Source organism: Rhodococcus sp. NPDC054953, from assembly GCF_053609225.1.
Map to the genome: position 1 here is coordinate 31,885 of NZ_JBSGXD010000007.1, position 25,578 is coordinate 57,462.

Here is a 25,578-nt window from a genome sequence, read left to right on the forward strand (position 1 = left end):
GCGCGGCACCGGCGGACGGCCGGGGGTCAGGCTCCGAGGAACCGTTGCCGGCCGGACGCCTCGAATTGCGCTTCCAGATCACGCTTTCCATCCTCAGCCATCGGGACGTACACCGGTTCGCCTCGTCCCTCCCAGCGGTACACCGGTTCGTCGCAGCGCCACAACTGCGCCTGCAGCTCCCGCTTGAGCACCTTGTTCGATCCGGTGACCGGGAGGTTGGTTGACACCCGAACAAACCGGGGGGCGGACTTGGTGCCCAGATCGTCCTGCGCGCCGAGGAACGACGCGAACTCCGTCGGGTCGAAGTCGGACAGGTCCGCCACCTCGATCGCGGCCATCACCTGGTCGCCCGACTGCGGGTCCGGGATCGCGTACACGCCGGTCGCGACGACCTTCGGGTGCCTGCGGATGATCCGCTCGATCATCAGCGCGGACGTGTTCTCGCCGTCGACTCGGATCCAGTCGCCCTTGCGGCCCGCGAAATAGATGAACCCGGCCTCGTCGATGTAGCCGAGGTCGCCGGTCCAGTACCAGCCGTGCTTGATCCGGTCCGCGACGGCCTGCTCGTTCTTGTAGTAACCCTCGAACCGCTTCGCGCCGCCCTTGTCGATCATCTCGCCGATCGCCTCGTCCGGGTTCAGGACCCGGCCGTGCTCGTCGAGTTGCGCGCGGGCGCACTCGACCCGGGTGTCCGGGTTGACGACGGCGATCTCGTCGTGGGCGGGACGGCCCAGCGCGCCCTCGGGCGCCTCCGGGTCGAGGGTGACCGATCCGGCGCCCTCGGAGGAGCCGTAACCCTCCATCAGCCGCGCGCCGAAGCGGCGAACGAACTCCACCTGGTCCTCCGGCGACGCCTCGGTGCCGAACCCGCGGACCAGGGTGTTGTCGATGTCGTCGGACTTTTCCGGCGTCGCCATCAGGTAGGACAGCGCCTTGCCGACGTAGGTGAAGAAGGTCGCGCCGAAGTACTTCACGTCGGGCAGGAACCCGGACGCGGAGAACTTGCGGGCGGCGGGCAGGCACACGGTGGCGCCATTGGCCAGCGCGGGCGCCCACAGCGCCATCAGGGCGTTGCCGTGGAACAGCGGCATGCAGCAGTAGTCGACGTCCTCGCGGACGTGCCCGTACTTGGCACTGTTCGCGTACGCGAGCCGCGCGAGCCTGCCCTGGCTGCAGCGCACCGCCTTCGACATGCCGGTGGTCCCTGAGGTGAACAGCAGCAGCATCAGCGTCGACTCGTCGACCGACGGGTCCGCCACCGGCCGCGCGACGCGGTGCGCGTCGATGGTCGCCGGGTAGGCCGGGTCGTCGACCAGGACGAACCGGTCGTCGGTCAACCCCAGGTCCAGCCCCTTGAGCTTGGCCATGCCGTCGGCGTCGGTGACGATGAGCTGGCAGTCCACGTAGCGGATCTCCGCCTCGAGTTCCGCGCCGCGGCGGGTCGGGTTGATCCCGACGATCGCCGCCCCACTCAGCGCGGCGCCGCCGAGCCAGAACAGGAACTCGGGAACGTTCTCGAGCAGCACCCCGATGTGGAACGGGCCCTCGCGCCGCAGCGACGCGGCAAGGGCGCCGCGGGCGGCGCTCTCGCGGACGGTCTCGTCCCAGGTCCAGTCCCGGTCTCGGGTCCGGGTGCCCAGGTGCTCGTCCCCGAGGCGGTCGAGCAGCATCTCGGCGATCGTCGCGCGTTCCAACTTCACTCCTGTGTTCGAGTCCTGCACCACGGCGGTCATGTCGCGCGCATCGGTGCGAGCGCGAGGGTCCGCGGCCGACGACGGCGGATCCCACCGTAGAGGCCAAGGCGCCCTTGCTGCCGTGGTTGCACGAGGAGGTTCCGTCCCGGATCCGCGCTTGGCTAGGCTTGGATGCTGTTCCTCGTACAACGTTGTCGGAGCGACGCTAACGAGGCCCCGAGTGCCGAACCGAGCCAGTCCCGGTCAGTGGAAATGCCGTCCGCCGAACCCTCCGCCCGTGTGATCCTTCCCTGCAATTCGAGTACAGAGAGGTCCCGATCAGATGACCACATCCACCGATCCCCAGGCGTACCTCGCGGCCGTCGTGTCCCGACTGACGGGACCCGGAGCTCCCTTCGAGCTGGTCGAGGAGGACGTGCGGGGTTCGCGGATGCCGGTGATGCGGGAGCGCAAGCACGCGGTGCACGAGCTGCTGACCGGCTCGCTCGCCTGGGGCGACCGCGACTACCTCGTCACCGCGGATCGCCGCCTGTCGTTCCGTGAGCACGCCGAGCAGGTGGCGGCGTTCGCGACGGTGCTCGCCGACGACTACGGCGTCGGCGTCGGCGACCGGGTCGCGATCCTCGCCGCGAACACGGTGGAGTGGGTGATCGCATTCTGGGCGACGCAGTCGCTCGGCGCGATCACGGTCGGCATGAACGCCTGGTGGGTGCCGCGCGAGATCGAGTACGGCGTCACCCTGACCACGCCGAAGGTGCTCATCGTCGACGCCAAGCGGGCCGCGCTGGTCGCCGAGACCGACATCGACGTTCCGGTGCTGACCATGGAGGAGGACGTCCCGCGGCTGATCGACGCCCATCGGGGGGCGGACCTGCGCACCGCCGACGTCGGCGAGGACGACCCGGCGGTCATCCTGTTCACCAGCGGCACCAGCGGCAAGCCGAAGGGCGCGCTGCACTCCCAGCGGAACCTGATCGCGGTCTCCGACTATCACCGGTTCAGCGACGCCCAGATCGACGCGTTCGCTGGCCGCGAGTACGACCCGAACACGCCGAGCGAGCTGCGGTACCTGCTGACCTCGCCGCTGTTCCACATCGCGAGCCTGCACAACATCATCGTGCCGAAGCTGGTGTCCGGCAGCGCGGTGATCATGTACCAGGGCGCGTTCGACGTGGACCGGGCGCTCGGCCTCGTCGAGCGGGAGAAGGTCACCAACTGGGGGGCGGTCCCCACCATGGCGGCCCGGATGATCGAGCACGGCAACGTCCGCCGCTACGACACCTCCTCGCTGACCGCGTTCTCGCTCGCGTCGGCCCCCTCGTCGATCGCGTTCAAGCAGCGGCTGCGCGAGGAGGTGCCGTTCGCGACGAACTCCCTGGTCGACAGCTACGGAATGACGGAGTGCTCGACCGGCATCGCGGTCGCAACCCCGATCGACGTCCAGCAGTTCCCCGGCACCCTCGGCAAGCCGGTCTTCGGGGTGGCCCTGGAGATCCGTGACCCCCTCGGCGAGGTGCTGCCGGAGGGCGAGGAGGGCGAGGTCTGCGTCCGCAGCCCCTACGTGATGCTCGGCTACTGGGACAACCCGGAGGCCACCGCCGCGTCGATCCGGGCTGGCGGCTGGCTGCACACCGGCGATTTCGGCCGACTGGACGGCGGCCGACTCCGCCTGACCGGCAGGCGCTCCGACCTGATCCTGCGTGGCGGCGAGAACATCTACCCGACCGAGATCGAGCAGGTCCTCGACGAGCATCCCGACGTCGCCGAGTGCGCGGTCGTCGGCGAGGCACACGAGGACCTCGGGCAGGAGGTCGCCGCGATCGTCGTTGTCCGCGCGGGCGCGACCGTGAGCGAGGAGGAGCTGCGCCAGTTCGTCGCCGATCGCCTGTCCTACTTCAAGGTGCCGACGCGGTGGCGGCTCACCACGGAACCGTTGCCGCGCAACGCGACCGGGAAGGTGTCCCGCGCGCAGGTGAAGTTCTAGCGGTGGACCTGCGGCACACGATCGAGCGTCTCGCGGCGACCGAGGCGGTGCGGGACCTGATCTTCGCCTACTCGCATCTGATCGACCGCGGGGAGCTCGAGTCGGTGGCCGCCCTGTTCGCCGACGCGCGCTACGGCCGGTGCGACGGCGACGGCGTCCCGGCCGGTGATCCCATCGAGCGGGACCGGGCCGCAGTGCACCACGCGATCGAGTCGTTCGTCCGGATGCACGGTGCGCCGCCGTCGCCGCGCACCAAACACGTCACCACCAACGTCCGGGTCACCGTGGCGGAGAACAACTCCGAGGCGTCCGCCGTGTCGTATGTGACGGTGCTGCAGGGCACCACGGACCTTCCGCTGCAGCCGATCCTTACCGGACGCTACTTCGATCGGTTCGAGTGCGTGGACGGCGGCTGGCGATTCACCCAGCGGCTGTGCTGCATCGACCACACGGGAAACCTGACCGAGCACGCCCGGCGTACCCTGACCTGATCCGCGGGCCGACCCCTCGACCGCTCGACAAGGACGGACACACGTGGCACCGCTGGAGATCGGCCTCAACCTGCTCGGTGCCGAGGCGTTCTACGACGGTCGGGTCCGACCGGTGGTGGACCTGGCCGCGGATGCGGATCGAGCCGGAATCGATCTGATCTCCACCGGAGACCATCTCGGGTTCAACGGGGCCGCGCACGCCGAGCGGGTCACCGGCCACGGATTCCCGTTCGCCCTCGACCACCCGTGGCCCGAGCCCCTCGCGCTGCTGTCGGCCGTCGCGGCGGTGACCCGGCGGACCCGGCTCGGGGTGTCCGTGCTCGTCGGCACCGTCCGCCCACCTGTGCTGCTGGCCAAGCAGCTCGCCACGCTCGACGGCCTGTCGGAAGGCCGGGTCACGATCGGACTCGGGGTCGGGTGGCAGGAGGCCGAGTACGCCGCTGTCGGTGTGCCGTTCAACGCCCGATTCGGCAGGCTGGAGGAGACTGTCGCCGCGTGCCGGGCACTGTGGGCGCCGCCCGCGACCTTCACCGGGCGCGACTACTCGTTCGAGGATTTCCACGCGTACCCGGTCCCGGTGCAGGCCCGGGTCCCGGTGCTGTTTGGGTTCGGTCCCAGTAGGCGGAACTTCGACCGGATCGCCCGAGTGGCGGACGGCTGGACCGTCAACCCCACCGACATGGAATCGTTCCCCGAATCCGTTGCCCAGCTGCGGGAATGCTTCGCGGACCATGGCCGGGATCCGGGTACGGCACGGGTCCAGGTGTCGGTGGCTCCGGTACGGACCGCGGCCGGGGCCGTCGACCTCGACGCCACGGCTGAACAGGTCCGGGGCTGGCACCGGGCCGGGGCAACGGTCGCCGTGTTCCGGCCGGCGTCGTTCGGCACCGCGACCGACGGCCTCGCGAGCCTGCTCGACTGGATGGTCGGAGTGAAGGAGGGAACCCGGTGACGGACACGGCGCGCGCTCTGCGGGAAATGTGCGACAAGCAAGAGATTCGCGAGGTGGTCCTGCGGTACTGCCGCGGCATCGACCGCCTCGACTTCGACCTGGTCCGCAGTTGCTACCACCCGGACGGCATCGACCACCACACCGGATTCGACGGCACGGTCGACGAGTACATCGCCTGGGTGCAGCCGAAGCTGACGCAGCTCGGCGGCACGATGCACCACGTTGGCAATCACCTGGTGGAACTGTACGGCGACACCGCACTCAGCGAGGCGTACGCGACGAACGTGCACTGGGGGCACGCGACGCGCGGTGACTTCACCAGCGGCGCCCGGTTCGTGGACCTGATGGAGCGGCGCGGCGCCCGCTGGGCCATCGCGGAGCGCTGGGCGGTGCGGGAGTGGACCCGCTCGGATGCGGGCCGGATGATCGCACCGGAGGCGGCCGGCCCGCGCGGGGCCCGCGGGGGCCGCGACCTGCTCGATGCGCTGCGCGCCCGAGTGGAGAGGTCGACGTGACGGTGCTGCCCGTCCCGGACGACGGGCAGCACCGCGGCGTCAGCTGCTGAAGAGTGCCCCCAGGCTGCCGGTGTCGAGAGTGAGGCTGCCGAAGCTGATCCCCAGCGACACGGGTACCCCGCCCTCCGGGGTGAGCGTCGTCGCCCCGTCGGCGTCGAGGCAGGAGGCGTGGACGGTGTAGTCGCCGCTGGACAGCGGCTGCGAGACGTACAGGCCGGTACCCGGATTTCCCACGATCAGGACGGGGTTGACGGTGATCTCGGTGCCGCTCGCGTTGTCCGCCCGCACCACGCACCCGACCAGGCTCGGCGAGGCGATGTCGGTGAACTTGACGGTGATGGTGTTGCCGCCGGTCGTGACGGCCGCGTTCCCGGTGACCGCGGCGGAGCCGACGGCGGGGGTGGCGACCAATGCCGCGGTCGCCATTCCGGCGATCACGGCCACTCGGGCGATGTTCTTGCGTGACGTGTCCACAGCGTGTCCGTTCCTCAAGGGTGTCGGGGCGGCCCGTGCCGATCTCCGCACGAGACCGCAGCCATCATGCACGCCTCGCACGCCCTGAGCAGCGATTCGCGAAATCTGTCGTCGCCGCGGAAACATTGTGTCTAACAGTTGGATTCGATTCGATGGCGAAAGCAACGAGGGATCCGGCGGGAATGCCGCCGCGCGCACAGGTGGCGCAGCCGCCGTCAATCCACGTTGGGCGCCCACTGAACGCCGTTGATGTGGCTGCCGCCGTCGACGAACAGGGTGTTGCCGGTGAGATAGCGGGAGTCGTCGCTCGCCAGGAACGCGGCGACGGTGCCGATGTCGTCGAGTGGATCGCCGATGCGTCCCATCGGGTTGGCTGCTTCCTGCGCGGCGGCCATCTGCGGGTTGGCCTCGGCGACCCTCTTGTAGGCTGCGCTCTGCGCGCCCGGGCAGATGACGTTGCAGCAGATCTGTTTCGGCGCCCACTCGCGTGCGGCGGTGCGGGTCATGCTGCGCAACGCCTCCTTCGCGGCGTTGTAGTACACGGAGTACATGTGGGCGTTGACGCCATTGAGGCTGCACATGTTCACGACGCGTCCGGTGCCGTGCTCGGCCAGCGCCGGGTAGGCGTGCTGCATCGCCCAGAACGCCGACATGACACCCATATCGAACCCGGCGCGCATGTTCTCGTCCGCGGTCTTCTCGAACCGCGCGTAACCGAGTGGGCGCCAGGCATTGTTGACGAGGATGTCGAGCCGGCCAAACTGCTCGGTGGCGACGTCGACCATCGCGTGCACCTGCTCGCGATCGGTGACGTCGGTGCGGACGAAACTCGCCCCGACACCCCACTCCTCGGTCAGCCATCGCGCGGTGTCCGCGCCCGCGGTCTCGTCGATCTCGGCGACGACAATGCTCGCGCCCTCACGCGCGAGTGCGCCCGCGACCCCGCGACCGATACCCATCCCCGCTCCGGTGACGATCGCCACGCGCCCGTCCAGCTTGCCCATTCCTGCTCCCATCTCTCGACCTCCAGATACGGGTGAGGGGAACCTTCAGCCGGTTGGACCGGCCGAAGGTTCCCCTCACCCCGTGAATACGTGAACCCGCTACCGCGGGCGCGGGACGCCCGCGTGGATGAACAGTGCGTCGACGGAGACGCAGACCTCTCCGGCCGCGTTCTTGATGTCACCGATGGTACGAATCTTGCGTCCCTCCATCGAGATCTGCTTGCCGGTGATGGTCAGCGGCTCGAACAGGGGTGTCGGCTTGTGGTACCGCGTGTTCAGCTGCGCGGTCATCCCCGCCGTGCCGCCCCACGCGTTCGCGACGCCGAGGACGTGGTCGAGGAGCATCGCGGAGACGCCGCCGTGCACGCATCCGGGAGGCCCCTGGTAGGGCAGCGTCAGCGTCACGACGCCCTGCACCGACCCGTCCTCGAGTCCCTCGATCACCAGTGGCGGCGCAATTGCGTTCTCCGGACCGGTGATCGGGTCGTGGCGGGTGACGCCCTCACCGCTCCACATGTCGACCATCCGGTCGGCGACCTCGGGGGCGTGCTCCTCGAGATGGTCGGCGATGCTGTTCAGTTCCTCCGCGACCCGGTCCAGGTTCGCGTTGCCGCGGTCCGTGCGGATCATCGCGTCGATGACGCGGCGGGCCGCGGCGGTCGCGCGGTCCACCGGCGCGTCCTGCGGCGCCGACGTCAGCACCGTCCGGTGCGGATGGGTCGCAGCGGTGGGGTGGTCCCCGGATTCCATCACGAGCGAACCTCCATCGTGGCGTGGGTGAGCACCGGCTGCCCGTCCCGTTCGGGGCAGGTGGCCTGCAGGGTGAGTGTGTCACCGTCCCGCCAGACGGCGGTTTCGATGGTCTCCCCCGGGTACAGGGATCCGGCGAACCGCACCGAGAACGACTGCACCCGTGCCGGATCCCCGTCGAGGACACCGTCGACGACGGCCTTGCACACGACACCGTACGACGCGAGGCCGTGCAGAATCGGCTGATCGAATCCGGCCATCTTCGCGAACTCGGGGTCCGCGTGCAGCGGGTTCAGGTCTCCGCTGAGCCGGTACACCAGCGCCTGCGCGGTGCTCGTCGGCGAGACCAGCACCGTGTCCGCAGCCCGCTCCGGCACGCCCGCGGCCAGCTCGGGTCCGGCCTCGCCGCCGAAGCCACCCTCACCACGGGCCCAGATCTGCATCGCGGTGGTCCACAACGGGTTTCCGTCCGAGTCGGCGGCCGCCTGCTCGAGCACGATGACGGCGGCCTTGCCCTTGTCCCAGACGTCGGCAACACGCGACGAGATGGTCGCGGTCCCCGACGTCGGAATCGGGGCGTGCAACGTGAGCGCCTGCCCCGCATGCAGGATTTTGCGCAGGTCGATGTCGATGCCGGGCAGGTTCATCCCGGCCGGCTTCAGGGTGCCCGCCGAGACGCCCTGCCCGGCGACCATCGCGAAGGTCGGCAGCACCTTCAGACCCTTCTCGTACACCCAACCCAGTTCGGCCGGGTCCAGCGAGTTGACGCCCGCCCCGAGACCCAGGTGGTACAGGATCACGTCGCGCTCGGTCCAGCTGGCCTCGCGGACGGTGGGGGCGGCCGCCAGGGCGGCGCTCACGTCGATCGGCATGTGTCTATGACTCCTTGGAAATGGTTCCGGACCGGTAGAGCGTGACGACGCACGCGCCACCGAGACCCAGATTGTGTTGCAGGGCAACGGAAGCACCGTCCACCTGACGTGCATCGGCCTGCCCGCGCAGCTGCCAGTTCAGTTCCGCGCACTGTGCGAGACCGGTGGCGCCGAGCGGGTGACCCTTGGAGATCAGCCCACCGGACGGGTTGACGACCCAGCGGCCGCCGTAGGTGGTGGCGCCGGACTCGACGAGCTTGCCGCCCTCACCGGGTGCGCACAGGCCGAGGCCCTCGTAGGTGATGATCTCGTTGATCGCGAAGCAGTCGTGCAGTTCGATGACGTCGACGTCGTCGATGCTCAGCCCGGACTCGGCGAACACCTGCTCGGCCGCGGCCCGGGTCATCGGCGCGCCGACGACGTCGATCATCGACTGGTCCGCGAACGCCTCGGCGGTATCCGTGGTGAGCGCCTGCGCGACGATCTCCACTGCCTGGCCCTCGAGGCCGTGTTCGCGGACGAACTTCTCGCTGACGACGATCGCGGCACCGGCCCCGTCGGAGGTGGGCGAGCACTGCGACCGGGTCAGCGGGGCGTGAATCATCTTGTCGCCCAGCACCTGCTCAAGGGTGTACTCGTCCTGGAACTGCGCGTACGGGTTGTTCACCGAGTGCTTGTGGTTCTTGACCGCGACGGCCGCGATCTGCTCGGCGGTGGTGCCGTAGCGCTCCATATGCTCGAGTGCGGCGTTGCCGAACAGCTGCGCGGTCATCGGGCCCTTGCCCCAGCCGTGCTTAGTGGTCATCACCCTCAGATGGTCATCGAGGGTGGTGACCTTCGGCAGCTCGCCGGTGCCCGCCATCGACGACTTCGTCATCTTCTCGAAGCCGACGGCCAGCGCGCAGTCGACGAACCCCGCCTGGACCCACTCGCGGGCCATCAGCAGGGCCGTCGACCCCGTCGCGCAGTTGTTGTTGACGTTGACGACCGGGATACCGGTCAGCCCCGTCTCGTACAGCGCCCGCTGCCCCGCCGCCGACGGGCCGAACACGTACCCCGCCGCGGCGCGCTGGACCTGCGAGTAGTCGATGCCCGCGTCCGTGAGCGCCTTGCTCACGGCCTCGGTGACCATGTCCGGGTACTCCCAGTCACGGGACTCGATCTTCTCGAACTTGGTCATGCCGACGCCGACGACGAAGGTGCGGTTCATGGGGCTGCAGTGCCTACTTTCCTGGTTCGGGATCGCGAGGCAGTCCGAGGATCCGCTCGCCGATGATGTTCAACTGAACATTCGTCGTACCACCGGCGATGGACATGCACTGGGAATTGAGGAACATCTGCGTGGCCGAGGTGCGTTCCTGATCACCGAGCAGGGACGACGGCCCCGCCCACTCCATCGCGACCTCCCACGTCTGCTGGATGTGCTCGACGCCGAGGAGCTTCGCGACGGACGACTCGGCGCCGGGCTGCGATCCCGCCAGCGACCGGAGCGTCGTCCGCAGACCCATGATCCCACCGGACTGCGCGTCGCAGAGGATCTGACCGAGCACGGTGAGCTGATGGGCGTCGATGCCTCCGGGCAGGGTGTCGGCCAGCGCGACGAGCGCCTCGCCGCCGTCGCCGAGCGAGGACCCACCGGTCATCGACACCCGCTCGTTGGCGAGGGTGGTACGAGCCAGCTTCCAGCCGTCACCGGGCTCACCGACCAGGCAGTCGTCGGGGACGAACAGGTCGTCGATGAACACCTCGTTGAACAGCGCCTCGCCGGTGATCTCCCGCAGCGGGCGGATGTCGAGGCCTTCCGAGTTCCGGATGTCGACCAGGAAGTACGACAGGCCCTTGTGCTTGGGGACGTCGGCGTCGGTGCGGGCCAGGCAGATGCCCCAGTGCGCGTCGCGTGCCATCGACGTCCACACCTTCTGGCCGTTGAGCTTCCAGCCGCCCTCGACCTTGGTGGCCTTGGTGGACAGGCTGGCCAGGTCGGAGCCTGCGCCGGGCTCGGAGAACAGCTGGCACCAGACGATGTCGCCGCGCAGCGATCCCGGCACAAACCGGTCGAGCTGCTCGGCGTTGCCGTGCGCGATCAGCGTCGGGATCACCCAGTTGCCGATGATCATGTCGTGCGGCTTCACGTCGGCCGCCGCCAGCTCCTCGGCGATCACGAGTTGGGTGACGGCATCCGCGCTCTTGCCCCACGGTGCGGGCAGGTGCGGGGACGTGTAGCCCTTCTCGGCCAGGTAGGTGGTGCGGTCGGCGCCGGTCTTGGCCTTCGCGGGCTCGAGCTCGGCCCGGACGTCGGCGCGGATCCGCTCGGCCTCGGCGGGCAGCTCGACGGTGAGCACCCGGCGCGCCCCGGCAAGGGTCAGCTCCGCGACCCGCTGCTGCCAGGATCCGGTGGAGCCGAGCAGGATTCGCAGGGACTGGGCGCGGCGCAGGTACAGGTGCGCGTCGTGCTCCCAGGTGTAGCCGATGCCGCCGAGTACCTGGATGCAGTCCTTCGACACCTGGAAGGCGGCGTCGAGGGCGACCGATGCGGTGACCGCCGCCGCGAGCGACGCCTCCTCGGCGGGAACCTCCTCGCCGAGCGCTCGGGCGGCGTCCCACGCGGTGACACGGGCCTGCTCGGTTCGACCGAACATCCGCGCGACCTTGTGCTTGACGCCCTGGAACTGGCCGATGACCCGACCGAACTGCTTACGCACGCGGGCGTAGTCGGCCGCGGTGGTGGTGGCCCAGTCGGCAAGCCCGGATGCCTCGGCCGCGAACAGGGTCGCCGCGATGTCCAGGACGCGCTGCGCATCGAGCGCCAGCACCTCGCCGTCGGCCAGCGCAAGGCCGTCGACCGTGACCTCGGCGTTGCGGCGGATCACGTCGTGGCTGGGCAGGTCGGTGACGGTGAGCCGGTCTCGCGGGACGACGACGAACACGCGGTCACCGGCGGCGTCGGTCGCGGCGAGCAGGAACAGGTCGCCAACCTGACCGCCGAGAACCAGGCTCGACGTGCCCGACAGGGTGGTCGCGCCCTCCGCCTGGGCCAGCGCGAGGGTTCCGGGCTGGAGCGCGACGGCACCGAACGTGGAGCCGTCGACCAGACCCTCGAGTTCGGCGGTGTGACCTGCCGCGTTCAGGACCGCGGAGACGACGACGGTCGGCAGGAACGGGCCGGGCACCATCGCGCGGCCGAGTTCCTCAGCGACGATTGCGGTTTCGAGCAGGGTGAACCCGGCGCCGCCAACCTCCTCCGGCAGGTGCAGGCCCAGCATGCCGAGCTCGGCGAGCGAGGCCCAGTACTCCGGACGGGCCTCCGCCTTCGCCTCATCGGCCTCGCGGATCACGGCCGGGGTGGCGTATCGGGCGGCCCAGCCGCGCACGGAGTCGCGGAGCTCGCGGTCCTCGTCACTCAGTCCAATGGTCATGAAAGTCGTCCTCGGGTTTCAGAAGTTAGGAGTGGCGCTTCGCGCCCGTGAGTCCTTTTGGCCCGGATGAGGGCCAAAAGGACTCACGGGCGCCGGAGGCGCCTAGATGCGCTCGATGATGGTGGCGGTGGAGAGCGCGCCGCCGGCGCACATGGTGATCAGCGCGGTGGACTTGTCGGACCGCTCCAGCTCGTGCAGCGCGGTGGTGATCAGCCGGGCGCCGGTGGAGCCGACCGGGTGTCCGAGGGCGATGGCGCCGCCGTTGACGTTGACCTTGTCCATGTCGGCGTCGAGGGTCTGCGCCCAGGACAGCACGACCGACGCGAACGCCTCGTTGATCTCGACCAGGTCGATGTCGGCGAGCGACATCCCGGACTTGGCGAGCACGTGGCGGGTGGAGTCGATGGGGCCGTCGAGGTGGTAGTACGGATCGGAGCCGACCATGCCCGAGGACACGATGCGGGCGCGCGGACGCAGGCCGAGCGCGGACGCCTTCTCCTCGCTCATCAGCAGCACCGCCGCGGCACCGTCGCTGATCTGCGACGAGTTGCCCGCGGTGTGGATGCCACCCTCGGCGACGGGCTTGAGGCCAGCGAGGGCCTCGGCGGTGGTCTCCCGCAGGCCGCCGTCGCGGGTGACGGTGAGGGTCTCACCGGTCGGCTCGCCCTCCTTGGTCACCTGCGGCGCCTCGACGGGCACGATCTCGCGGTCGAAGCGGCCCTCCGCCCACGCCTGCGCGGCGCGCTGCTGCGAACGCAGACCGAGCGCGTCGACGTCGCCGCGCGTGATGCCCCGCTTGTCGGCGATCCGTTCGGCCGCGACGAACTGGTCGGGCAGGTCGAGGGACCAGTCGTCCGGGTAAGGCATCCCGGTGCCGGGGGCGAGCGCCTGCCCAAGGAACACCCGGCTCATCACCTCGACGCCGCACCCGATGCCGGCATCGATCTGACCGGACGCGATCAGGCCGGCGATGATGTGCACGGCCTGCTGGGAGGACCCGCAGGCGCAGTCGATGGTGGTCGCAGCCGTGGCATAGGGCAGTCCCGCGTGCAGCCAGGCGTTGCGAGTGACGTTGTTGGACTGCTCACCGACCTGCGTGACGAGGCCACCGACGACCTGGCCGACCTGCTCGGCGGGCAGTCCGGCGCGGTCGAGGACCGCCTTCTGTGCTGCCCCGAGCAGAACCGTGGGGTGCACCCCGGCCAGCTGCCCGCGACGCCGGCCGATCGGCGTCCGCGCGGCCTCGACGATGACGACGTTGCTCATGTGTGCTCCCTGACGAATACGATTTCTGAAACGTATTCTATTTCTCGTCGGGGGGCGGGGCGGTGAGAGTCCCACCGAACGGGATCGGGCTCAGACCATCCGACCGGACAGGTCCGCGAGCAGCAGGTCACACGCGGTCCGCAGGTCCGATTCGATCTCGGGGATCGAGGTGCGGCTGTTGAGCGCGGCCTGGATCAGCCCGAACCACAGCGCGACCACCAGCCGCAGCACGGTCGCGTCCCGGATGGTCTGTTCCTCGATCCCGGCGGCGTCGAGCAGCAGCCGGTCGAAGTGCTGGTCGATCTTCGCGACGTCGGGAATGGTCGCGGCGTTCGAGGTCGCGGCGGACTGGATCATCGCGGTCGCGAGGAGCGGGGTGCGCAGCAGCGCCCGCGTCGCGTGCAGCAGCGCGTCGTAGACGGCGTCGGGCGCCGCCAGGTGGGCGCGCGACCGCCGGGACAGCTGATCACCCATCCGCTGGATCTGGTCGACCATGACGGCGACGAACAGGTGCGTCTTCGAGGGGAAGTAGCGGTACAGGGTGCCGATCGCGACGCCTGCGAGCTTCGCGACCTCCTGCATCTGCACCCGCTCGAGGTCCTTCTCGGCACCCAACTGGGCGGCGACCTTCAGGATCCGGCCGTGTCGCGCCCGCTGTTCCACCGAGCTCGGCTCAGCCGCGTCGCGTGCCTCCGCAAGCCTCGGCATCCTCGTCCCCCACTTCTTCCACTTCCGACGATCTGAGGGTAGATCCTGGCAGCTGTCGCGGGTTGCCGGACTCCCGTTCCGCTCAGTGGGAGCCGCCGCACCCCCGCTCGGCCCGCTGCGATTGCCTGTGACCACACCCGATGCGATGGAGGAAGCAGGAGACATGCAGGACTGGACGGACGAATACGACGTGGTGGTGGTCGGGTCCGGTGGCGGCGCCCTGACCGGGGCATACACCGCGGCCGCGCGTGGCCTGCGCACCGTGGTGCTGGAGAAGACCGACCTGTTCGGCGGCACCTCCTCCTACTCCGGCGCGGCCATCTGGCTGCCCGGCACCCAGGTTCAGGAGCGCGCGGGGCTCGAGGACTCCACCGAGAACGCCCGGACCTTCCTGCGCACCCTGCTCGGCGTCGCCGAGGCCGAGCGACAGGACGCGTACGTCGACACCGCGCCCGCCGTCGTCGAGCTGCTCGAACGCGACCCCAACATCGAGTTCGAGTTCCGCGCGTTCCCGGACTACTACCGGGCCGAGGGCCGCCTCGACACCGGCCGCTCGATCAACCCGCTCGACCTCGACCCGGCGGACATCGGCGAACTGGCCGCCAAGGTGCGCCCCGAGCTGAACCCGGACCGGGCTGGCAAGGGCCACGCCCCCGGCAAGATGATCGGTGGCCGCGCCCTGATCGGGCGCCTGCTCGCCGCGATCGACGGCACCGGCAACGCGGACCTGCGCACCGGCACCGCGCTGACCGAGCTGGTCGTCGAGGACGGCCGCGTCGTCGGCGTCGTCGCCCGGTCCGGCGACGCGGAGGTCCGCATCAAGGCCACCCGCGGTGTGCTGATGGCCGCCGGCGGCATCGAGGGCAACGCGCAGGCCCGCGCCGAACACGGCACCCCCGGCAAGGCGGAATGGTCGATGGGCCCGATCGGGGCGAACACCGGTGACGCGATCGCCGCCGGGGCTGCCGCGGGCGGCGCGACCTCGCTGATGGATCAGGCCTGGTTCTGCCCGGGTGTCGAACAGCCGGACGGCACCGCAGCCTTCCTGGTCGGCATCCGCGGCGGCATCGTCGTCGACGCGAACGGCAACCGGTACCTGAACGAGTCGCTGCCCTACGACCGCTTCGGTCGGGCCATGCTCGCCCACAACGACGCCGGTCACGCCATCCCGTCGTGGATGATCTTCGACTCGAGGGAGGGCGGCGGACTGCCCGGCATCTCCATCCCGAACACCCCGCCGGCACAGCACCTCGAGGCGGGCACCTGGGTGCAGGCGGACACCCTGGAGGAGCTCGCCGCCAAGGCCGGGCTGCCCGCGGACGCCGTGCGCGCGAGCGTCGAGGAGTTCAACGATTACGCCAAGCGCGGCGTCGACGAGTCGTTCCACCGCGGCGAGGACCCCTACGACCTGTTCTTCTGCGGCCCGAACGGCAACCCGAACCGGGCACTGACCGCGGTCGAGACCGGCCCGTTCTATGCGGCCCGGATCGTGTTGTCCGACCTCGGCTGCAAGGGCGGCCTGGTCACCGACATCGACGGTCGCGTGCTGCGCGCCGACGGCACCGCCGTCGCCGGCCTGTACGCGGCGGGCAACACCGCCGCCTCGGTCGCGGGCAAGGTGTACCCGGGCCCGGGTGTTCCGCTCGGCACCGCAATGGTGTTCGGCTACCGCGCCGCCAATCACATGGCGTAGGACGCCGCGCTCGTCGAGCCCCTCCCCGCCGCCCGGCCCGAGCGAACGGATCATTCGGTCGAATCAGATCGGATCGACCGAATGCGTCCGTTTACTCGGGGTGGCGGGGGTGGGGTTGATCAGCGTGCGGGCAGGATCCGGCCGCGCACCTCACCGAAGCCGATGCGTCCGCCGCTCGCGCCCGGCGCGGTCGCGGTGATCGTCACCTCGTCGCCGTCCAGCAGATAGGTGCGCTTCTCGCCGGACACCGTCACGGGTTCTGTTCCGCCCCAGGTCAATTCGATGAAGGAACCGCACTGGTTCCGCTCCGCGCCGGAGACGGTGCCGGAGCCGACCAGGTCGCCGGTGCTGGCGGCGGCACCGTTCGCCGTGAGGTGCGCCAGCATCTGCGCGGGCGACCAGTACATCTGCGCGTACGGCGGGCGGCTGACCACGTCACCGTTCCACTCGACCACCAGATCGATGCCCAGTCCCCACTTCTCACCGCCCCGCAGGTACGGGAGCGGCACCGGATCCTGCACCGGGGTGGCGACCCTGGCGGCCTCGAGAGCCGCCAGCGGAACCACCCATGCGGAGATCGAGGTGGCGAAGCTCTTGCCCAGATTCGGGCCGAGCGGCACGTACTCCCACGCCTGGATGTCGCGGGCCGACCAGTCGTCGAGGATCACCGCGCCGAAGCAGTGTTCGGCGAACCGATCCGGCGTGATCGAGGCCCCCATCGGGGAGCCGACCCCCACCAGGAACCCCACCTCGGCCTCGATGTCGAGGCTCAGCGAGGGGCCGAACGTCGGCGCGTTGTCGGCTGGCGCCTTGCGCTGGCCGCGTGGCCGGACGATGTCGGTACCCGACACGACGACGGTGGACGCCCGGCCGTGGTAGCCGACCGGGAGGTGCTTCCAGTTCGGCATCAGCGGGTCGGGGCTGTCCGGGCGGAACAGTCGCCCGAGGTTGGTCGCGTGCTGTTCGGATGCGTAGAAGTCGACGTAGTCGGCGACCGCGATCGGCAGGTGCATCGTCACGTCGCCGACGGGCAGCACCGCATCGTCCGCGACCTCACCGCAGACCAGGACGGCAATCGTGTCCCGGACCTCGGCCCACCGGGCACTCCCCTGGGCCATGAACGGGTTGAGCGTCGGGTTGGCGAACACCGCGTCGCCGAGCACCGCCGCCAGGTCGACAACGTGGTCACCCACCCGCACGCCGACCCGCGGCTCCGTCCCCGCGGTCGAGAAGACTCCGTAGGGCAGGTTGTCGACGCCGAACGGGGAGCCGTCGGGGATCGGGATGACGGTCATGCCGGGGCTCGTTCGTCGGCGGCCGGGAGGCCGAGGGGATGCACCAGGCCGAGCGCGGTGAGGTCGGCGAGCGGAGCCGCGATGCTGCAGGTGCCGAACGAGACGAATCGGCGGCGCACCGCGGCGGACTCCGCCTCCGTCAACCCGGCGAGGGTGTCCGCCATGCCGGGTCCGTCGCGGTCCGCGAGCGCCGCGGCGACGGTGTCCGGGTCCGCACCGTCCGCGGCGAGGCGGGTGGCGAGCATCAGGTTCAGGAACCCGTGCTGCTCGAATCCGGTGTCGGCGTCGGTGTTCCGGACCGCGCGATGCAGACCCGCGGTCGCCTTGAACGGCACCCCGAGGGACCCGGCGGCCGCGATCACCGCCGCGAGCTCGGCCTCGTCCGGATACGCGTCGGCCACGACACCTCCGGTGCGGACCTTCGCGCGGGCCCCGAGGTCGGCGAGACCGGTGAGCACCTCGTCGCGGCGCCGGTCCCGGGGCACCTCAACATGGACCGCCACTCCCGGTGCGGCACCGCAGATTTTGCTCACCGCACGGAGAAGTGCGGGGACGAGCTGCCCGTCCGGCACGGCGATCTCGAGGCCAACCAGGTGCACGGCGTCGATCGCGCGCAGCCGACCCAGTGCCGCCGCGGCGGCGTCGGTGCCACCGGGGACGGTCAGGCTCACCGGCAGGACCCGGCCGCCGAGCACGGCGGCCAGTTCGGCGAGCCTGGTCGCCGGAAGGACAAACGGCCCCACCAGATCCGCGTACGCGCTGTCGGTGTGGGCGAAGTGGGCGGGCACCGCAACGGCGAGGGGCACGGCGCCGGGCGGAAACAGCGCGGCGTCGTCGCACAGCCCGGCCAGCAGCGGCGGGATCATCCTCATCGCGCCTGCCCCCTGCCCGACGACGGCGGCGACGCCGGACCCCGTCCGGCCCAGGACCAGGCGTACCCCGGGTCCTCGCAGGCCAGCGCCCCCGCACCGAGTTCGAGTGGCCGGAAGGTGTCGACCATGACGGCGAGCTCGTCGAAGAAGTCGACGCCGATGCTGCGTTCGTACGCGCCCGGCTGGGGTCCGTGGGTGTGCCCGCCGGGGTGCACGGAGACCGAGCCCGGCCCGATGCCGGAGCCCTTCCTCGCCTCGTAGTCGCCACCGCAGTAGAACAGGACCTCGTCGGAGTCCACGTTCGAGTGGTAGTACGGCACCGGGATCGACAGCGGGTGGTAGTCGACCTTGCGGGGAACAAAGTTGCAGATCACGAAGCCGGCACCCTCGAACGCCTGATGCGCGGGCGGCGGCTGGTGCACGCGACCGGTGACGGGTTCGTGGTCGGCGATGTTGAAGGTGTACGGGTAGAGGCAGCCGTCCCAGCCGACGACATCGAACGGGTGCGTCGCGTGCACCATCCGGGTGCCGACAATGCCGCGGGAGGTCCGGTGCTTGACGAGGACCTCGACGTCGGTGCCCTCGACGAGCAGCGGCGCGCTGGGACCGTGCAGGTCGCGTTCGCAGTAGGGGGCGGTCTCCAGGAACTGCCCGAATCGCGACAGGTACCGCTTCGGCGGCGCAATGTGGCCGTTGGCCTCGATCGCATACACCCGCAACGGTTCCGCCCCCACCGGCCGCCAGCGGTGGGTGGTCGACATCGGCAGCAGCACGTAGTCGCCCTGGCGTGCGGGCAGCGCACCGAAGGCGGTCTCGACGAGCGCCTCCCCCGCCTCGACGTACACCAACTCGTCGCCGATCGTGTTGCGGTACAGCGGCGATTCGGCCGCCGCGACGGCGTACGAGAGCCGGACATCGGCGTTGCCGAGGATCAGCCTCCGACCGGTGACGGTATCGGTCTCGGCCCACCCCCGCTCGGGGAACAGCTCGTGCAGCCTGAGATGGCGCGGCCTGAGCGGATGATTCGGCGTCGTTGCCTGGTCGGGCAGCCCCCACACGGTCGCATCCACGATCGCCGACGGGACCGCGCGGTGATACAGCAGCGCCGAGTCGGAGGCGAAGCCCTCCTCGCCCATCAGTTCCTCGAAGCGCAGACTGCCGTCCTCGCCGCGGTGCTGGGTGTGCCGCTTCGGGGGAATGCTGCCGAGCCGTCGATAGAACGCCATGACCGGCCTCCTCGGTGTAGCGCGCTCCCGGTCTCCACTGTGACCGCTCCCGACCCGCTTGTCGACACGCGCGGCGGCGCCGGGCCCACCGGCCCGATCGTCGAGCCCGTCCGCCCCCGCCGGATCCCCTACTGTTGGTGACACCGGAGGTTCCGACCCGAGAGGATCGATCGATGCCGACGATGAGCAGTGCCGAGCGCGAGGCGTTCCTCGCGGACATTCATGTCGGGGTGGTCGCGGTCGAGCGGCCGGACCGGGCACCGTTGGCCGTGCCGGTCTGGTACGGGTACGAGCCGGGCGGGGAGGTCCTGATTTGGACCGAGACCGACACGATCAAGGAGCCGCTGTTTCGGGCGGCCGGGCGGTTCACCCTCACCGCGCAGCTCGAGCAGGTGCCGTACAAGTACGTCAGCGCCGAGGGCCCGATCACCTCGATTGCGCCGATCACCGCGGATCAGGCCACCGCGATCGCGGTGCGGTATCTCGGCGAGGAGGAGGGCACCGCGTACGCCGCACAGAACCTCACCCCGCGGTCGATCCTGGTCCGCATGCGTCCGCAGCGGTGGTTGAGCACGGACTACTCGAAGCTGTAGCCCCCGGCGCGGCCGACCGGACACCCCCGCGTCGTTCCGGCATGGGTTCCGAAAACCCGGATCGAGGCGGATACTCGCCAGTAGGTTGCCGATCGCTCTCGTCGAGGAGGCGGATCATGGTGTCACCGACCCAGGTCAGCGAGGAACAGGCACGCGCGGTCGCCGAGGAGGCCCGCGAAAGCGGCTGGGAGAAGCCCTCGTTCGCGAAGGAACTGTTCCTCGGCCGGTTCCGGCTCGACCTGGTGCACCCGTTTCCCCGCCCCACACCCGAGGACGCGGCGCGGACCGAGCGGTTTCTCGGGACACTGCGCGACTACTGCGCCGGGCTGGACGGCAGCGTGATCGAACGCGACGCGGCGATCCCCGACGAGTACGTGCGCGGGCTCGCCGACCTCGGCTGCTTCGGGCTGAAGATCCCGGAGGAGTACGGCGGACTAGGCCTGTCGCAGGTCGCCTATAACCGGGTGCTGATGCTCGTCGGGTCGGTGCATCCCAGCCTCGGCGCGCTGCTGTCCGCGCACCAGTCGATCGGCGTCCCCGAGCCACTCAAGCTGGCAGGCACCGACGAGCAGAAGCGAAAGTTCCTGCCGCGCTGCGCGAAAGGCGCGGTCTCCGCGTTCCTGCTCACCGAACCGGATGTCGGGTCGGACCCGGCGCGGATGGCGTCGACGGCCACCCCCACCGAGGACGGCACCGCCTACCTCCTCGACGGCGTGAAGCTGTGGACCACGAACGGTGTGGTCGCCGAACTGCTGGTGGTGATGGCGCGGGTACCGCGAACCGAGGGGCGGCACCCCGGCGGCATCAGCGCGTTCGTCGTCGAGGCCGACGCCCCCGGCATCACCGTCGAACGCCGCAACGCGTTCATGGGGCTGCGCGGCATCGAGAACGGGGTCACCCGGATGCACCGGGTGCGGGTACCAGCCGAGAACCTGATCGGCCGCGAGGGTGACGGCCTGAAGATTGCCCTGACCACACTGAACGCCGGGCGCCTCGCGCTGCCCGCGATGTGCACGGCGGCCGGGAAGTGGTCGCTCAAGATCGCACGGGAGTGGTCCGCGGAGCGGGTGCAGTGGGGCAGACCGGTCGGTGAGCACGGCGCGGTCGCCGGCAAGATCTCGTTCATCGCGGCCACCACGTATGCGTTGGAGGCGACGCTGGAACTGTCGGGTCAGATGGCCGACGAGGGCCGCAACGACATTCGGATCGAGGCGGCGCTGGCGAAGCTGTGGGCCAGCGAGATGGCGTGCCGGATCGCCGACGAACTGATCCAGATCCGGGGCGGCCGCGGCTACGAGACCGCGGAGTCCCTCGCCGCCCGCGGTGAACGGGCGGTCCCGGCCGAGCAGTTGCTGCGGGACCTGCGGATCAACCGGATCTTCGAGGGGTCGAGCGAGATCATGCGGCTGCTGATCGCGCGGGAGGCCGTCGACGCGCACCTGACCGCGGCGGGTGACCTCGCCGATCCGGGGGCCGACCTGCAGCACAAGGCCAAGGCTGCCCTCGGGGCGAGCGGCTTCTACGCCAAGTGGTTGCCGCACCTGGTGTCCGGCAAGGGGCAGCTCCCCGCGTCGTACGGCGACTTCGATTCCCTGGCGACGCACCTGCGGTTCGTCGAACGCAACGCACGCAAGCTGGCCAGGTCAACGTTCTATGGGATGGCCCGCTGGCAGGCGGGCATGGAGAAGCATCAGGTGTTCCTCGGCCGGATCGTCGACATCGGCGCCGAGCTGTTCGCGATGGCCGCGGCGTGCGTGCGCGCGGACTCCGAGCGGGCGCGGGACCCGGGCACCGGCGCCGCCGACCTGGCCGACGTGTTCTGCCAGCAGGCGAGGCTGCGCATCGACCGCCTGTTCGCCGGACTGTGGGAGAACACCGACGACCTCGACCACCGGATCGCGTCGAATGTTCTCGGCGGCGAGTACGCCTGGCTCGAATCGGGTGTCCTCGACCAGAGTGAGGGCACCGGGCCGTGGATCGCCTCCTGGTCGCCGGGGCCGTCCACCGAGCCGAACCTGGCCCGGCGGTTCCGCACCGACCCCGACGGCGCGGGACCGGGGTGACGCCGGGCGTCAGACCATGTTGTCCTCGACCGGCAGCCCGAACGCGCCGCGCCCGTAGAGGGCGAGGGCGCGTTCGGTGTCGTTCGCGACATGCACCCCGCCCGCGTGCGCGTCCCGCCAGCCCCGTTCGAGCGGGTTGCCGGTGTCGAGCGAGTTGCCGCCGGACATCTTGAACAGCTTGTCGATGGCGGCGAGCGCCCGCTCGGTGCCGCGCACCTGGTCGCGCCGGGCCCGCAGCCGCAGTTGCATCTGGATCTGGTCGCCCGCGGCAGCCACCTCCATCAGGGCCCGCACGTTGCGGTCCATCTGCAGGATCGACGCGTCGATGTCCGACGACGCCCGCCCGACGGTCACCTGCGCGAACACGTCCTCCGCGAACCGGCCGCCGCCGAGACTGAGCCGCACCCGGTCCCGCATCCGGGCCAGGAACTCCTCGTAGCAGCCCGCGACGACGCCGAGGACGGGGGCCGCGATCGCCGACGAGAACACCGTCGCGAACGGGATTCGATACAGCGGCCCGGTGTTCACCTTCTGGCCCGGACCGCGCAGCTGGGAGAACTCGTAGTTGCGCATCACCCGGTGATCGGGAACGAACGCCCGCTCGACGAAGATCTCGTTGCTTCCGGTGCCGCGCAACCCGACGGACTCCCAGACGTCCCGGATCTGATAGTCCGATCGCGGAACCAGCATCGTGGTGTTGTCGATCGGGTCGCCGCGGTCGTCGACGAGCATCCCGCCGAGCAGCGCCCACCCGCAGTGATCGACGCCGGACGAGAACCGCCAGCACCCCATGATCTCGTAGCCGCCGTCGACCCGGACCATCGTGCCGACCGGGGCGTACGACGACGCGATGAGGACGTCGGGGTCGGCGCCCCACACGTCGGACTGCGCGGCATCGTCGAACAGCGCGAGGTGCCACGGGTGCACCCCGAGGACGCCGGTGACCCACCCGGTGGATCCGCACGCCCCCGCGATCGCCCGCACGGCCTCGTAGAAGTGCACCGGATCGGACTCGAGTCCCCCGTATCGGGTCGGCTGAAGCATCCGGAACACCCCGGCGTCGACCAGCGCCCGGATCGTCTCGTCGGGTACCCGACGAGACTCCTCCGTTCCGCGTGCCCGTTCCGCGATGGCGGGGAGCAACTCCCGCACCCGACCGAGTACCTCGTTGTCCATTCGTTCGATGTTATCGGCTCGCCGTTCGCGCGCCGATGGTCGCGCACTGCGGGAGGTCCCGGCCAGTGAGATACTCGGCGAACCCGGTGACCCGCGTCGTTAGCGTCCGAGGTCATGAATCGTGCCGCCACGTGCGGTACCTCGACCGGAAGGATGAACCGTGACCAGCACGCAGTCTGCCGACGAAGTTCGCGTGATCGAAGCGGGCGCCGCACCTACGAGGTTCGCGCGGGGCTGGCACTGCCTCGGACTCGCCGAGGACTTCCGTGACGGCAAGCCGCACAGCGTCCATGCGTTCGGCACCAAGCTCGTCGTCTTCGCCGACAGCGAGGGCAAGCTCAGCATCCTCGACGCATACTGCAGGCACATGGGCGGCGACCTGAGCCAGGGCACCATCAAGGGCGACTCGGTGGCCTGCCCGTTCCACGACTGGCGCTGGGGCGGCAAGGGCAAGTGCACCTCGATCCCCTACGCCCGCCGCGTTCCCCCGCTGGCCCGCACCCGGTCGTGGCACACCCTCGACCAGGACGGGATGCTCTTCGTCTGGCACGACCCGGAGGGCAAGGCCCCGACCGACGAGGACATGTACATCCCGCGCATCGAGGGCGCGCTGTCCGACGAGTGGTCGGACTGGGTCTGGTTCACCACCGAGGTCGACATCAACTGCCGCGAGATCGTCGACAACATCGTCGACATGGCGCACTTCTTCTACGTGCACTACTCGTTCCCGACGTTCTTCAAGAACGTCTTCGAGGGCCAGGTCGCGAGCCAGTTCATGCGCGGCACCGCGCGTGAGGACGAGCGCCCGCACGCCGCAGGCACCCCGCGGATGAAGGGCAGCAACTCGGCGGCGTCGTACTTCGGCCCGTCGTTCATGATCGATGACCTGGTCTACGAGTACGAGGACCACAACGTCGAGTCGGTCCTGCTGAACTGCCACTACCCGGTCACCCCGGACAAGTTCGTGCTGATGTACGGCATCATCGTCAAGAAGTCCGACAAGTTCCAGGGCACCGCCGCCACCGACATGGCGAAGAACTTCGGCACGTTCATCGCGAAGGGCTTCGAGCAGGACATCGCGATCTGGAAGAACAAGACCCGGATCGAGAACCCGCTGCTGTGCGAGGAGGACGGCCCCGTCTACCAGCTGCGCCGCTGGTACGAGCAGTTCTACGTGGACCGCGCCGACGTGCAGCCGGAGATGGTCGAGCGGTTCGAGCACGAGATGGACACCACGAAGGCGGTCGCCGCGTGGCGCAAGGAGGTCGACGCGAACCTCGAGAAGAAGGCGCTGGAGAATGCAGCCGCTGGCGTGTGAGGCGTGCGGGGCCCGCGTGCGGGTCCTCAAGCACAGCTGGGAGCACACTGCCATTCAGTGGGACGAGGCCGCGCAGGACGCCTGCCGGGAGATCCACGAGTGGACCGGGCGTGAGGGCCGCCCCGGGGCTCCCGTGATGCGCTGCGAGGCGCTGACCGCGACGATCGACAAGGCCGCGAACGACGGCCGGCTGCCCATCACCAACGAGGACCCGGTCCCCGCGCCGCAGGTCGTGGACTGACCGTCCGGCACACCGACAACCGCGGGCGCATCGTCGGCGCCCGTCCGAGAGGATCTTCCATGGTCGACATCAACCAGTACGGCCCGTGGGCCGTCATCGCAGGCGGCTCCGAGGGCGTCGGCGCGGCGTTCGCGGACCAGCTGGCCGCCGACGGCTTCAATCTCGTGCTGATCGCCCGCAAGCCGGGCCCGCTCGAGGAGACCGCGGAGAAGGTCCGCTCCCACGGCGTCGAGGTCCGGACCCTGTCGCTGGACCTGCTGGCGGGCGACGCGCTCGCGCAGATCCGCGCCGTCACCGACGACGTCGAGGTCGGGCTGCTGATCTTCAACGCGGGCGCGAACTCCTACGGCCACGAGTTCGTCACCGGCGAGCTGGACGGCTTCCGCGGCGTGATCGAGCTGAACATTCTCAAGCAGCTCGAACTCTCGCACCACTTCGGTGGCCTGATGCGCGAGCGCGGTCGCGGCGGCATCATGCTGCTCGGCTCGCTGGCCGGCTACATGGGCTCCGAGCACCAGAGCATCTACGCGGCGTCGAAGGCCTTCAGCCGGGTGTTCGCCGAGTCGCTGTGGCTCGAGCTTGAGCCGCACGGCGTGCACGTCGTCGAGTTCATCCTCGGCGTCACCCGGACCCCGGCGATGGTCCGCGCCGGGCTGAACTTCGACATCCCCGGCATGATCGTGCAGGAGCCGGAGGACGCGGCCCGTGAGGGTCTTGAGCACCTTGCCGACGGCCCGGTGTGGGTGGCGGGCGGCAACTACGAGGCCGCGCAGAAGCGCAGCGGCTTCCCCCGCGACAAGATGGTCAAGGGTGCCGCCGTCGCGATGCGCAAGCTGCTCAACCGCGGCTGATTTCTCGAGCTCCCCGGCAGTGGGGGGGGGGGGCGCTGGGGCGGGGGATGCGGGTGTGTGTTTCGGGGGGGGGGGTGGCACGGCTCTCTGTTGTGGTGTTGGCTGGCTAGGCGTGGGGGCGAGG

General features: G+C 70.0%; 23 protein-coding genes. 10 read left to right on the plus strand and 13 right to left on the minus strand.

Going from position 1 to position 25,578, the window contains the following annotated elements:
• Window positions 1-26: 26 nt before the first annotated feature.
• Window positions 27-1,700 carry an AMP-binding protein gene (locus ACWF62_RS07155; protein ID WP_452629791.1) on the minus strand — a complete coding sequence of 558 codons (1,674 nt, stop codon included), beginning with the start codon at window positions 1,698-1,700 and terminating at the stop codon, window positions 27-29.
• A 316-nt stretch (window positions 1,701-2,016) separates the two neighbouring features.
• Between ACWF62_RS07155 and ACWF62_RS07160 the strand changes: the two genes are divergently transcribed.
• From ACWF62_RS07160 to ACWF62_RS07175, 4 genes are read left to right on the plus strand one after another with little or no spacing between them, the layout of a single operon-like run.
• Window positions 2,017-3,678 (plus strand): class I adenylate-forming enzyme family protein, encoded by a 1,662-nt coding sequence (locus tag ACWF62_RS07160; RefSeq protein WP_452629722.1) that lies wholly within the window; start codon window positions 2,017-2,019, stop codon window positions 3,676-3,678.
• Between the two features lie 2 nt (window positions 3,679-3,680).
• Window positions 3,681-4,169 (plus strand): nuclear transport factor 2 family protein, encoded by a 489-nt coding sequence (locus ACWF62_RS07165; RefSeq protein ID WP_378569601.1) that lies wholly within the window; start codon window positions 3,681-3,683, stop codon window positions 4,167-4,169.
• Window positions 4,170-4,212: 43 nt separating this feature from the next.
• Window positions 4,213-5,121, plus strand: coding sequence for a TIGR03619 family F420-dependent LLM class oxidoreductase (locus ACWF62_RS07170; RefSeq protein WP_452629723.1), 909 nt, complete (start codon window positions 4,213-4,215; stop codon window positions 5,119-5,121).
• 26 nt (window positions 5,122-5,147) lie between these two features.
• Entirely contained in the window at window positions 5,148-5,636 is a 489-nt protein-coding gene (locus ACWF62_RS07175) for a nuclear transport factor 2 family protein (protein WP_378569624.1), read from the plus strand.
• A gap of 39 nt (window positions 5,637-5,675) precedes the next feature.
• Here ACWF62_RS07175 and ACWF62_RS07180 read toward each other — a convergent pair whose 3' ends face one another.
• From ACWF62_RS07180 to ACWF62_RS07215, 8 genes are all read right to left on the minus strand, one after another.
• The gene (locus tag ACWF62_RS07180; RefSeq protein WP_378509189.1) at window positions 5,676-6,110 is read right to left on the minus strand and encodes a hypothetical protein; all 435 of its coding nucleotides are present in this window, start codon (window positions 6,108-6,110) and stop codon (window positions 5,676-5,678) included.
• Window positions 6,111-6,325: 215 nt separating this feature from the next.
• The gene (locus tag ACWF62_RS07185; protein ID WP_378509264.1) at window positions 6,326-7,114 is read right to left on the minus strand and encodes an SDR family NAD(P)-dependent oxidoreductase; all 789 of its coding nucleotides are present in this window, start codon (window positions 7,112-7,114) and stop codon (window positions 6,326-6,328) included.
• Between the two features lie 99 nt (window positions 7,115-7,213).
• On the minus strand, window positions 7,214-7,864 hold the full coding sequence (locus ACWF62_RS07190) for a PaaI family thioesterase (protein ID WP_378509388.1): 651 nt from the start codon (window positions 7,862-7,864) through the stop codon (window positions 7,214-7,216).
• On the minus strand, window positions 7,864-8,736 hold the full coding sequence (locus ACWF62_RS07195; RefSeq protein WP_378509355.1) for a MaoC/PaaZ C-terminal domain-containing protein: 873 nt from the start codon (window positions 8,734-8,736) through the stop codon (window positions 7,864-7,866). The genes ACWF62_RS07190 and ACWF62_RS07195 overlap by 1 nt, the downstream gene beginning before the upstream one ends.
• Before the next feature lie 4 nt (window positions 8,737-8,740).
• Window positions 8,741-9,946: a lipid-transfer protein gene (locus tag ACWF62_RS07200; RefSeq protein ID WP_378509356.1), complete on the minus strand. Its 1,206-nt coding sequence runs from the start codon at window positions 9,944-9,946 to the stop codon at window positions 8,741-8,743.
• A 13-nt stretch (window positions 9,947-9,959) separates the two neighbouring features.
• Entirely contained in the window at window positions 9,960-12,152 is a 2,193-nt protein-coding gene (locus tag ACWF62_RS07205) for an acyl-CoA dehydrogenase (RefSeq protein WP_452629724.1), read from the minus strand.
• A 102-nt stretch (window positions 12,153-12,254) separates the two neighbouring features.
• Window positions 12,255-13,418 carry a steroid 3-ketoacyl-CoA thiolase gene (locus ACWF62_RS07210; RefSeq protein WP_378569598.1) on the minus strand — a complete coding sequence of 388 codons (1,164 nt, stop codon included), beginning with the start codon at window positions 13,416-13,418 and terminating at the stop codon, window positions 12,255-12,257.
• 90 nt (window positions 13,419-13,508) lie between these two features.
• The gene (locus ACWF62_RS07215; protein WP_378509359.1) at window positions 13,509-14,126 is read right to left on the minus strand and encodes a TetR family transcriptional regulator; all 618 of its coding nucleotides are present in this window, start codon (window positions 14,124-14,126) and stop codon (window positions 13,509-13,511) included.
• Between the two features lie 163 nt (window positions 14,127-14,289).
• Here ACWF62_RS07215 and ACWF62_RS07220 point away from each other — a divergent pair, with 163 nt between their 5' ends.
• Entirely contained in the window at window positions 14,290-15,819 is a 1,530-nt protein-coding gene (locus tag ACWF62_RS07220; protein ID WP_452629726.1) for an FAD-dependent oxidoreductase, read from the plus strand.
• Window positions 15,820-15,938: 119 nt separating this feature from the next.
• On the opposite strand, the gene fahA is transcribed toward ACWF62_RS07220, so the two are convergent.
• From fahA to ACWF62_RS07235, 3 genes are read right to left on the minus strand one after another with little or no spacing between them, the layout of a single operon-like run.
• Window positions 15,939-17,114, minus strand: coding sequence for a fumarylacetoacetase (gene fahA / locus ACWF62_RS07225; protein ID WP_378569596.1), 1,176 nt, complete (start codon window positions 17,112-17,114; stop codon window positions 15,939-15,941).
• Window positions 17,111-17,986 carry a hypothetical protein gene (locus ACWF62_RS07230; protein WP_452629727.1) on the minus strand — a complete coding sequence of 292 codons (876 nt, stop codon included), beginning with the start codon at window positions 17,984-17,986 and terminating at the stop codon, window positions 17,111-17,113. Before ACWF62_RS07230 ends, fahA begins: the two co-directional genes overlap by 4 nt.
• Window positions 17,983-19,212, minus strand: coding sequence for a homogentisate 1,2-dioxygenase domain-containing protein (locus ACWF62_RS07235; RefSeq protein WP_452629728.1), 1,230 nt, complete (start codon window positions 19,210-19,212; stop codon window positions 17,983-17,985). The genes ACWF62_RS07230 and ACWF62_RS07235 overlap by 4 nt, the downstream gene beginning before the upstream one ends.
• Before the next feature lie 173 nt (window positions 19,213-19,385).
• Between ACWF62_RS07235 and ACWF62_RS07240 the strand changes: the two genes are divergently transcribed.
• Both ACWF62_RS07240 and ACWF62_RS07245 read left to right on the plus strand, forming a co-directional pair.
• On the plus strand, window positions 19,386-19,805 hold the full coding sequence (locus ACWF62_RS07240; protein WP_378509364.1) for a pyridoxamine 5'-phosphate oxidase family protein: 420 nt from the start codon (window positions 19,386-19,388) through the stop codon (window positions 19,803-19,805).
• Between the two features lie 116 nt (window positions 19,806-19,921).
• The gene (locus tag ACWF62_RS07245; RefSeq protein WP_378569594.1) at window positions 19,922-21,868 is read left to right on the plus strand and encodes an acyl-CoA dehydrogenase family protein; all 1,947 of its coding nucleotides are present in this window, start codon (window positions 19,922-19,924) and stop codon (window positions 21,866-21,868) included.
• Window positions 21,869-21,877: 9 nt separating this feature from the next.
• Here the strand turns inward: ACWF62_RS07245 and hsaA are convergent, their stop codons facing one another.
• Window positions 21,878-23,044, minus strand: a complete 1,167-nt coding sequence (gene hsaA, locus ACWF62_RS07250; protein WP_378509366.1) for a 3-hydroxy-9,10-secoandrosta-1,3,5(10)-triene-9,17-dione monooxygenase oxygenase subunit — start codon at window positions 23,042-23,044, stop codon at window positions 21,878-21,880.
• Window positions 23,045-23,204: 160 nt separating this feature from the next.
• Between hsaA and ACWF62_RS07255 the strand changes: the two genes are divergently transcribed.
• From ACWF62_RS07255 to ACWF62_RS07265, 3 genes are read left to right on the plus strand one after another with little or no spacing between them, the layout of a single operon-like run.
• The gene (locus tag ACWF62_RS07255) at window positions 23,205-24,362 is read left to right on the plus strand and encodes a Rieske 2Fe-2S domain-containing protein (protein WP_378509367.1); all 1,158 of its coding nucleotides are present in this window, start codon (window positions 23,205-23,207) and stop codon (window positions 24,360-24,362) included.
• Window positions 24,343-24,603, plus strand: coding sequence for a hypothetical protein (locus ACWF62_RS07260; protein WP_378509368.1), 261 nt, complete (start codon window positions 24,343-24,345; stop codon window positions 24,601-24,603). The genes ACWF62_RS07255 and ACWF62_RS07260 overlap by 20 nt, the downstream gene beginning before the upstream one ends.
• A gap of 59 nt (window positions 24,604-24,662) precedes the next feature.
• Window positions 24,663-25,454 carry an SDR family NAD(P)-dependent oxidoreductase gene (locus tag ACWF62_RS07265; RefSeq protein ID WP_378509369.1) on the plus strand — a complete coding sequence of 264 codons (792 nt, stop codon included), beginning with the start codon at window positions 24,663-24,665 and terminating at the stop codon, window positions 25,452-25,454.
• Window positions 25,455-25,578: the final 124 nt, after the last annotated feature.

Bases quoted from the DNA above. Each gene is read 5' to 3' on its own strand.
- ACWF62_RS07230 (WP_452629727.1), bottom strand. From the start codon at position 17,986: ATGAGGATGATCCCGCCGCTGCTGGCCGGGCTGTGCGACGACGCCGCG.
- ACWF62_RS07205 (WP_452629724.1), bottom strand. From the start codon at position 12,152: ATGACCATTGGACTGAGTGACGAGGACCGCGAGCTCCGCGACTCCGTG.
- ACWF62_RS07215 (WP_378509359.1), bottom strand. From the start codon at position 14,126: ATGCCGAGGCTTGCGGAGGCACGCGACGCGGCTGAGCCGAGCTCGGTG.
- ACWF62_RS07210 (WP_378569598.1), bottom strand. From the start codon at position 13,418: ATGAGCAACGTCGTCATCGTCGAGGCCGCGCGGACGCCGATCGGCCGG.
- ACWF62_RS07195 (WP_378509355.1), bottom strand. From the start codon at position 8,736: ATGCCGATCGACGTGAGCGCCGCCCTGGCGGCCGCCCCCACCGTCCGC.
- hsaA (WP_378509366.1), bottom strand. From the start codon at position 23,044: ATGGACAACGAGGTACTCGGTCGGGTGCGGGAGTTGCTCCCCGCCATC.
- ACWF62_RS07190 (WP_378509388.1), bottom strand. From the start codon at position 7,864: ATGGAATCCGGGGACCACCCCACCGCTGCGACCCATCCGCACCGGACG.
- ACWF62_RS07220 (WP_452629726.1), top strand. From the start codon at position 14,290: ATGCAGGACTGGACGGACGAATACGACGTGGTGGTGGTCGGGTCCGGT.
- ACWF62_RS07235 (WP_452629728.1), bottom strand. From the start codon at position 19,212: ATGGCGTTCTATCGACGGCTCGGCAGCATTCCCCCGAAGCGGCACACC.
- ACWF62_RS07160 (WP_452629722.1), top strand. From the start codon at position 2,017: ATGACCACATCCACCGATCCCCAGGCGTACCTCGCGGCCGTCGTGTCC.
- ACWF62_RS07175 (WP_378569624.1), top strand. From the start codon at position 5,148: ATGTGCGACAAGCAAGAGATTCGCGAGGTGGTCCTGCGGTACTGCCGC.
- ACWF62_RS07185 (WP_378509264.1), bottom strand. From the start codon at position 7,114: ATGGGCAAGCTGGACGGGCGCGTGGCGATCGTCACCGGAGCGGGGATG.
- ACWF62_RS07245 (WP_378569594.1), top strand. From the start codon at position 19,922: ATGGTGTCACCGACCCAGGTCAGCGAGGAACAGGCACGCGCGGTCGCC.
- ACWF62_RS07200 (WP_378509356.1), bottom strand. From the start codon at position 9,946: ATGAACCGCACCTTCGTCGTCGGCGTCGGCATGACCAAGTTCGAGAAG.
- ACWF62_RS07260 (WP_378509368.1), top strand. From the start codon at position 24,343: ATGCAGCCGCTGGCGTGTGAGGCGTGCGGGGCCCGCGTGCGGGTCCTC.
- ACWF62_RS07240 (WP_378509364.1), top strand. From the start codon at position 19,386: ATGCCGACGATGAGCAGTGCCGAGCGCGAGGCGTTCCTCGCGGACATT.
- ACWF62_RS07265 (WP_378509369.1), top strand. From the start codon at position 24,663: ATGGTCGACATCAACCAGTACGGCCCGTGGGCCGTCATCGCAGGCGGC.
- fahA (WP_378569596.1), bottom strand. From the start codon at position 17,114: ATGACCGTCATCCCGATCCCCGACGGCTCCCCGTTCGGCGTCGACAAC.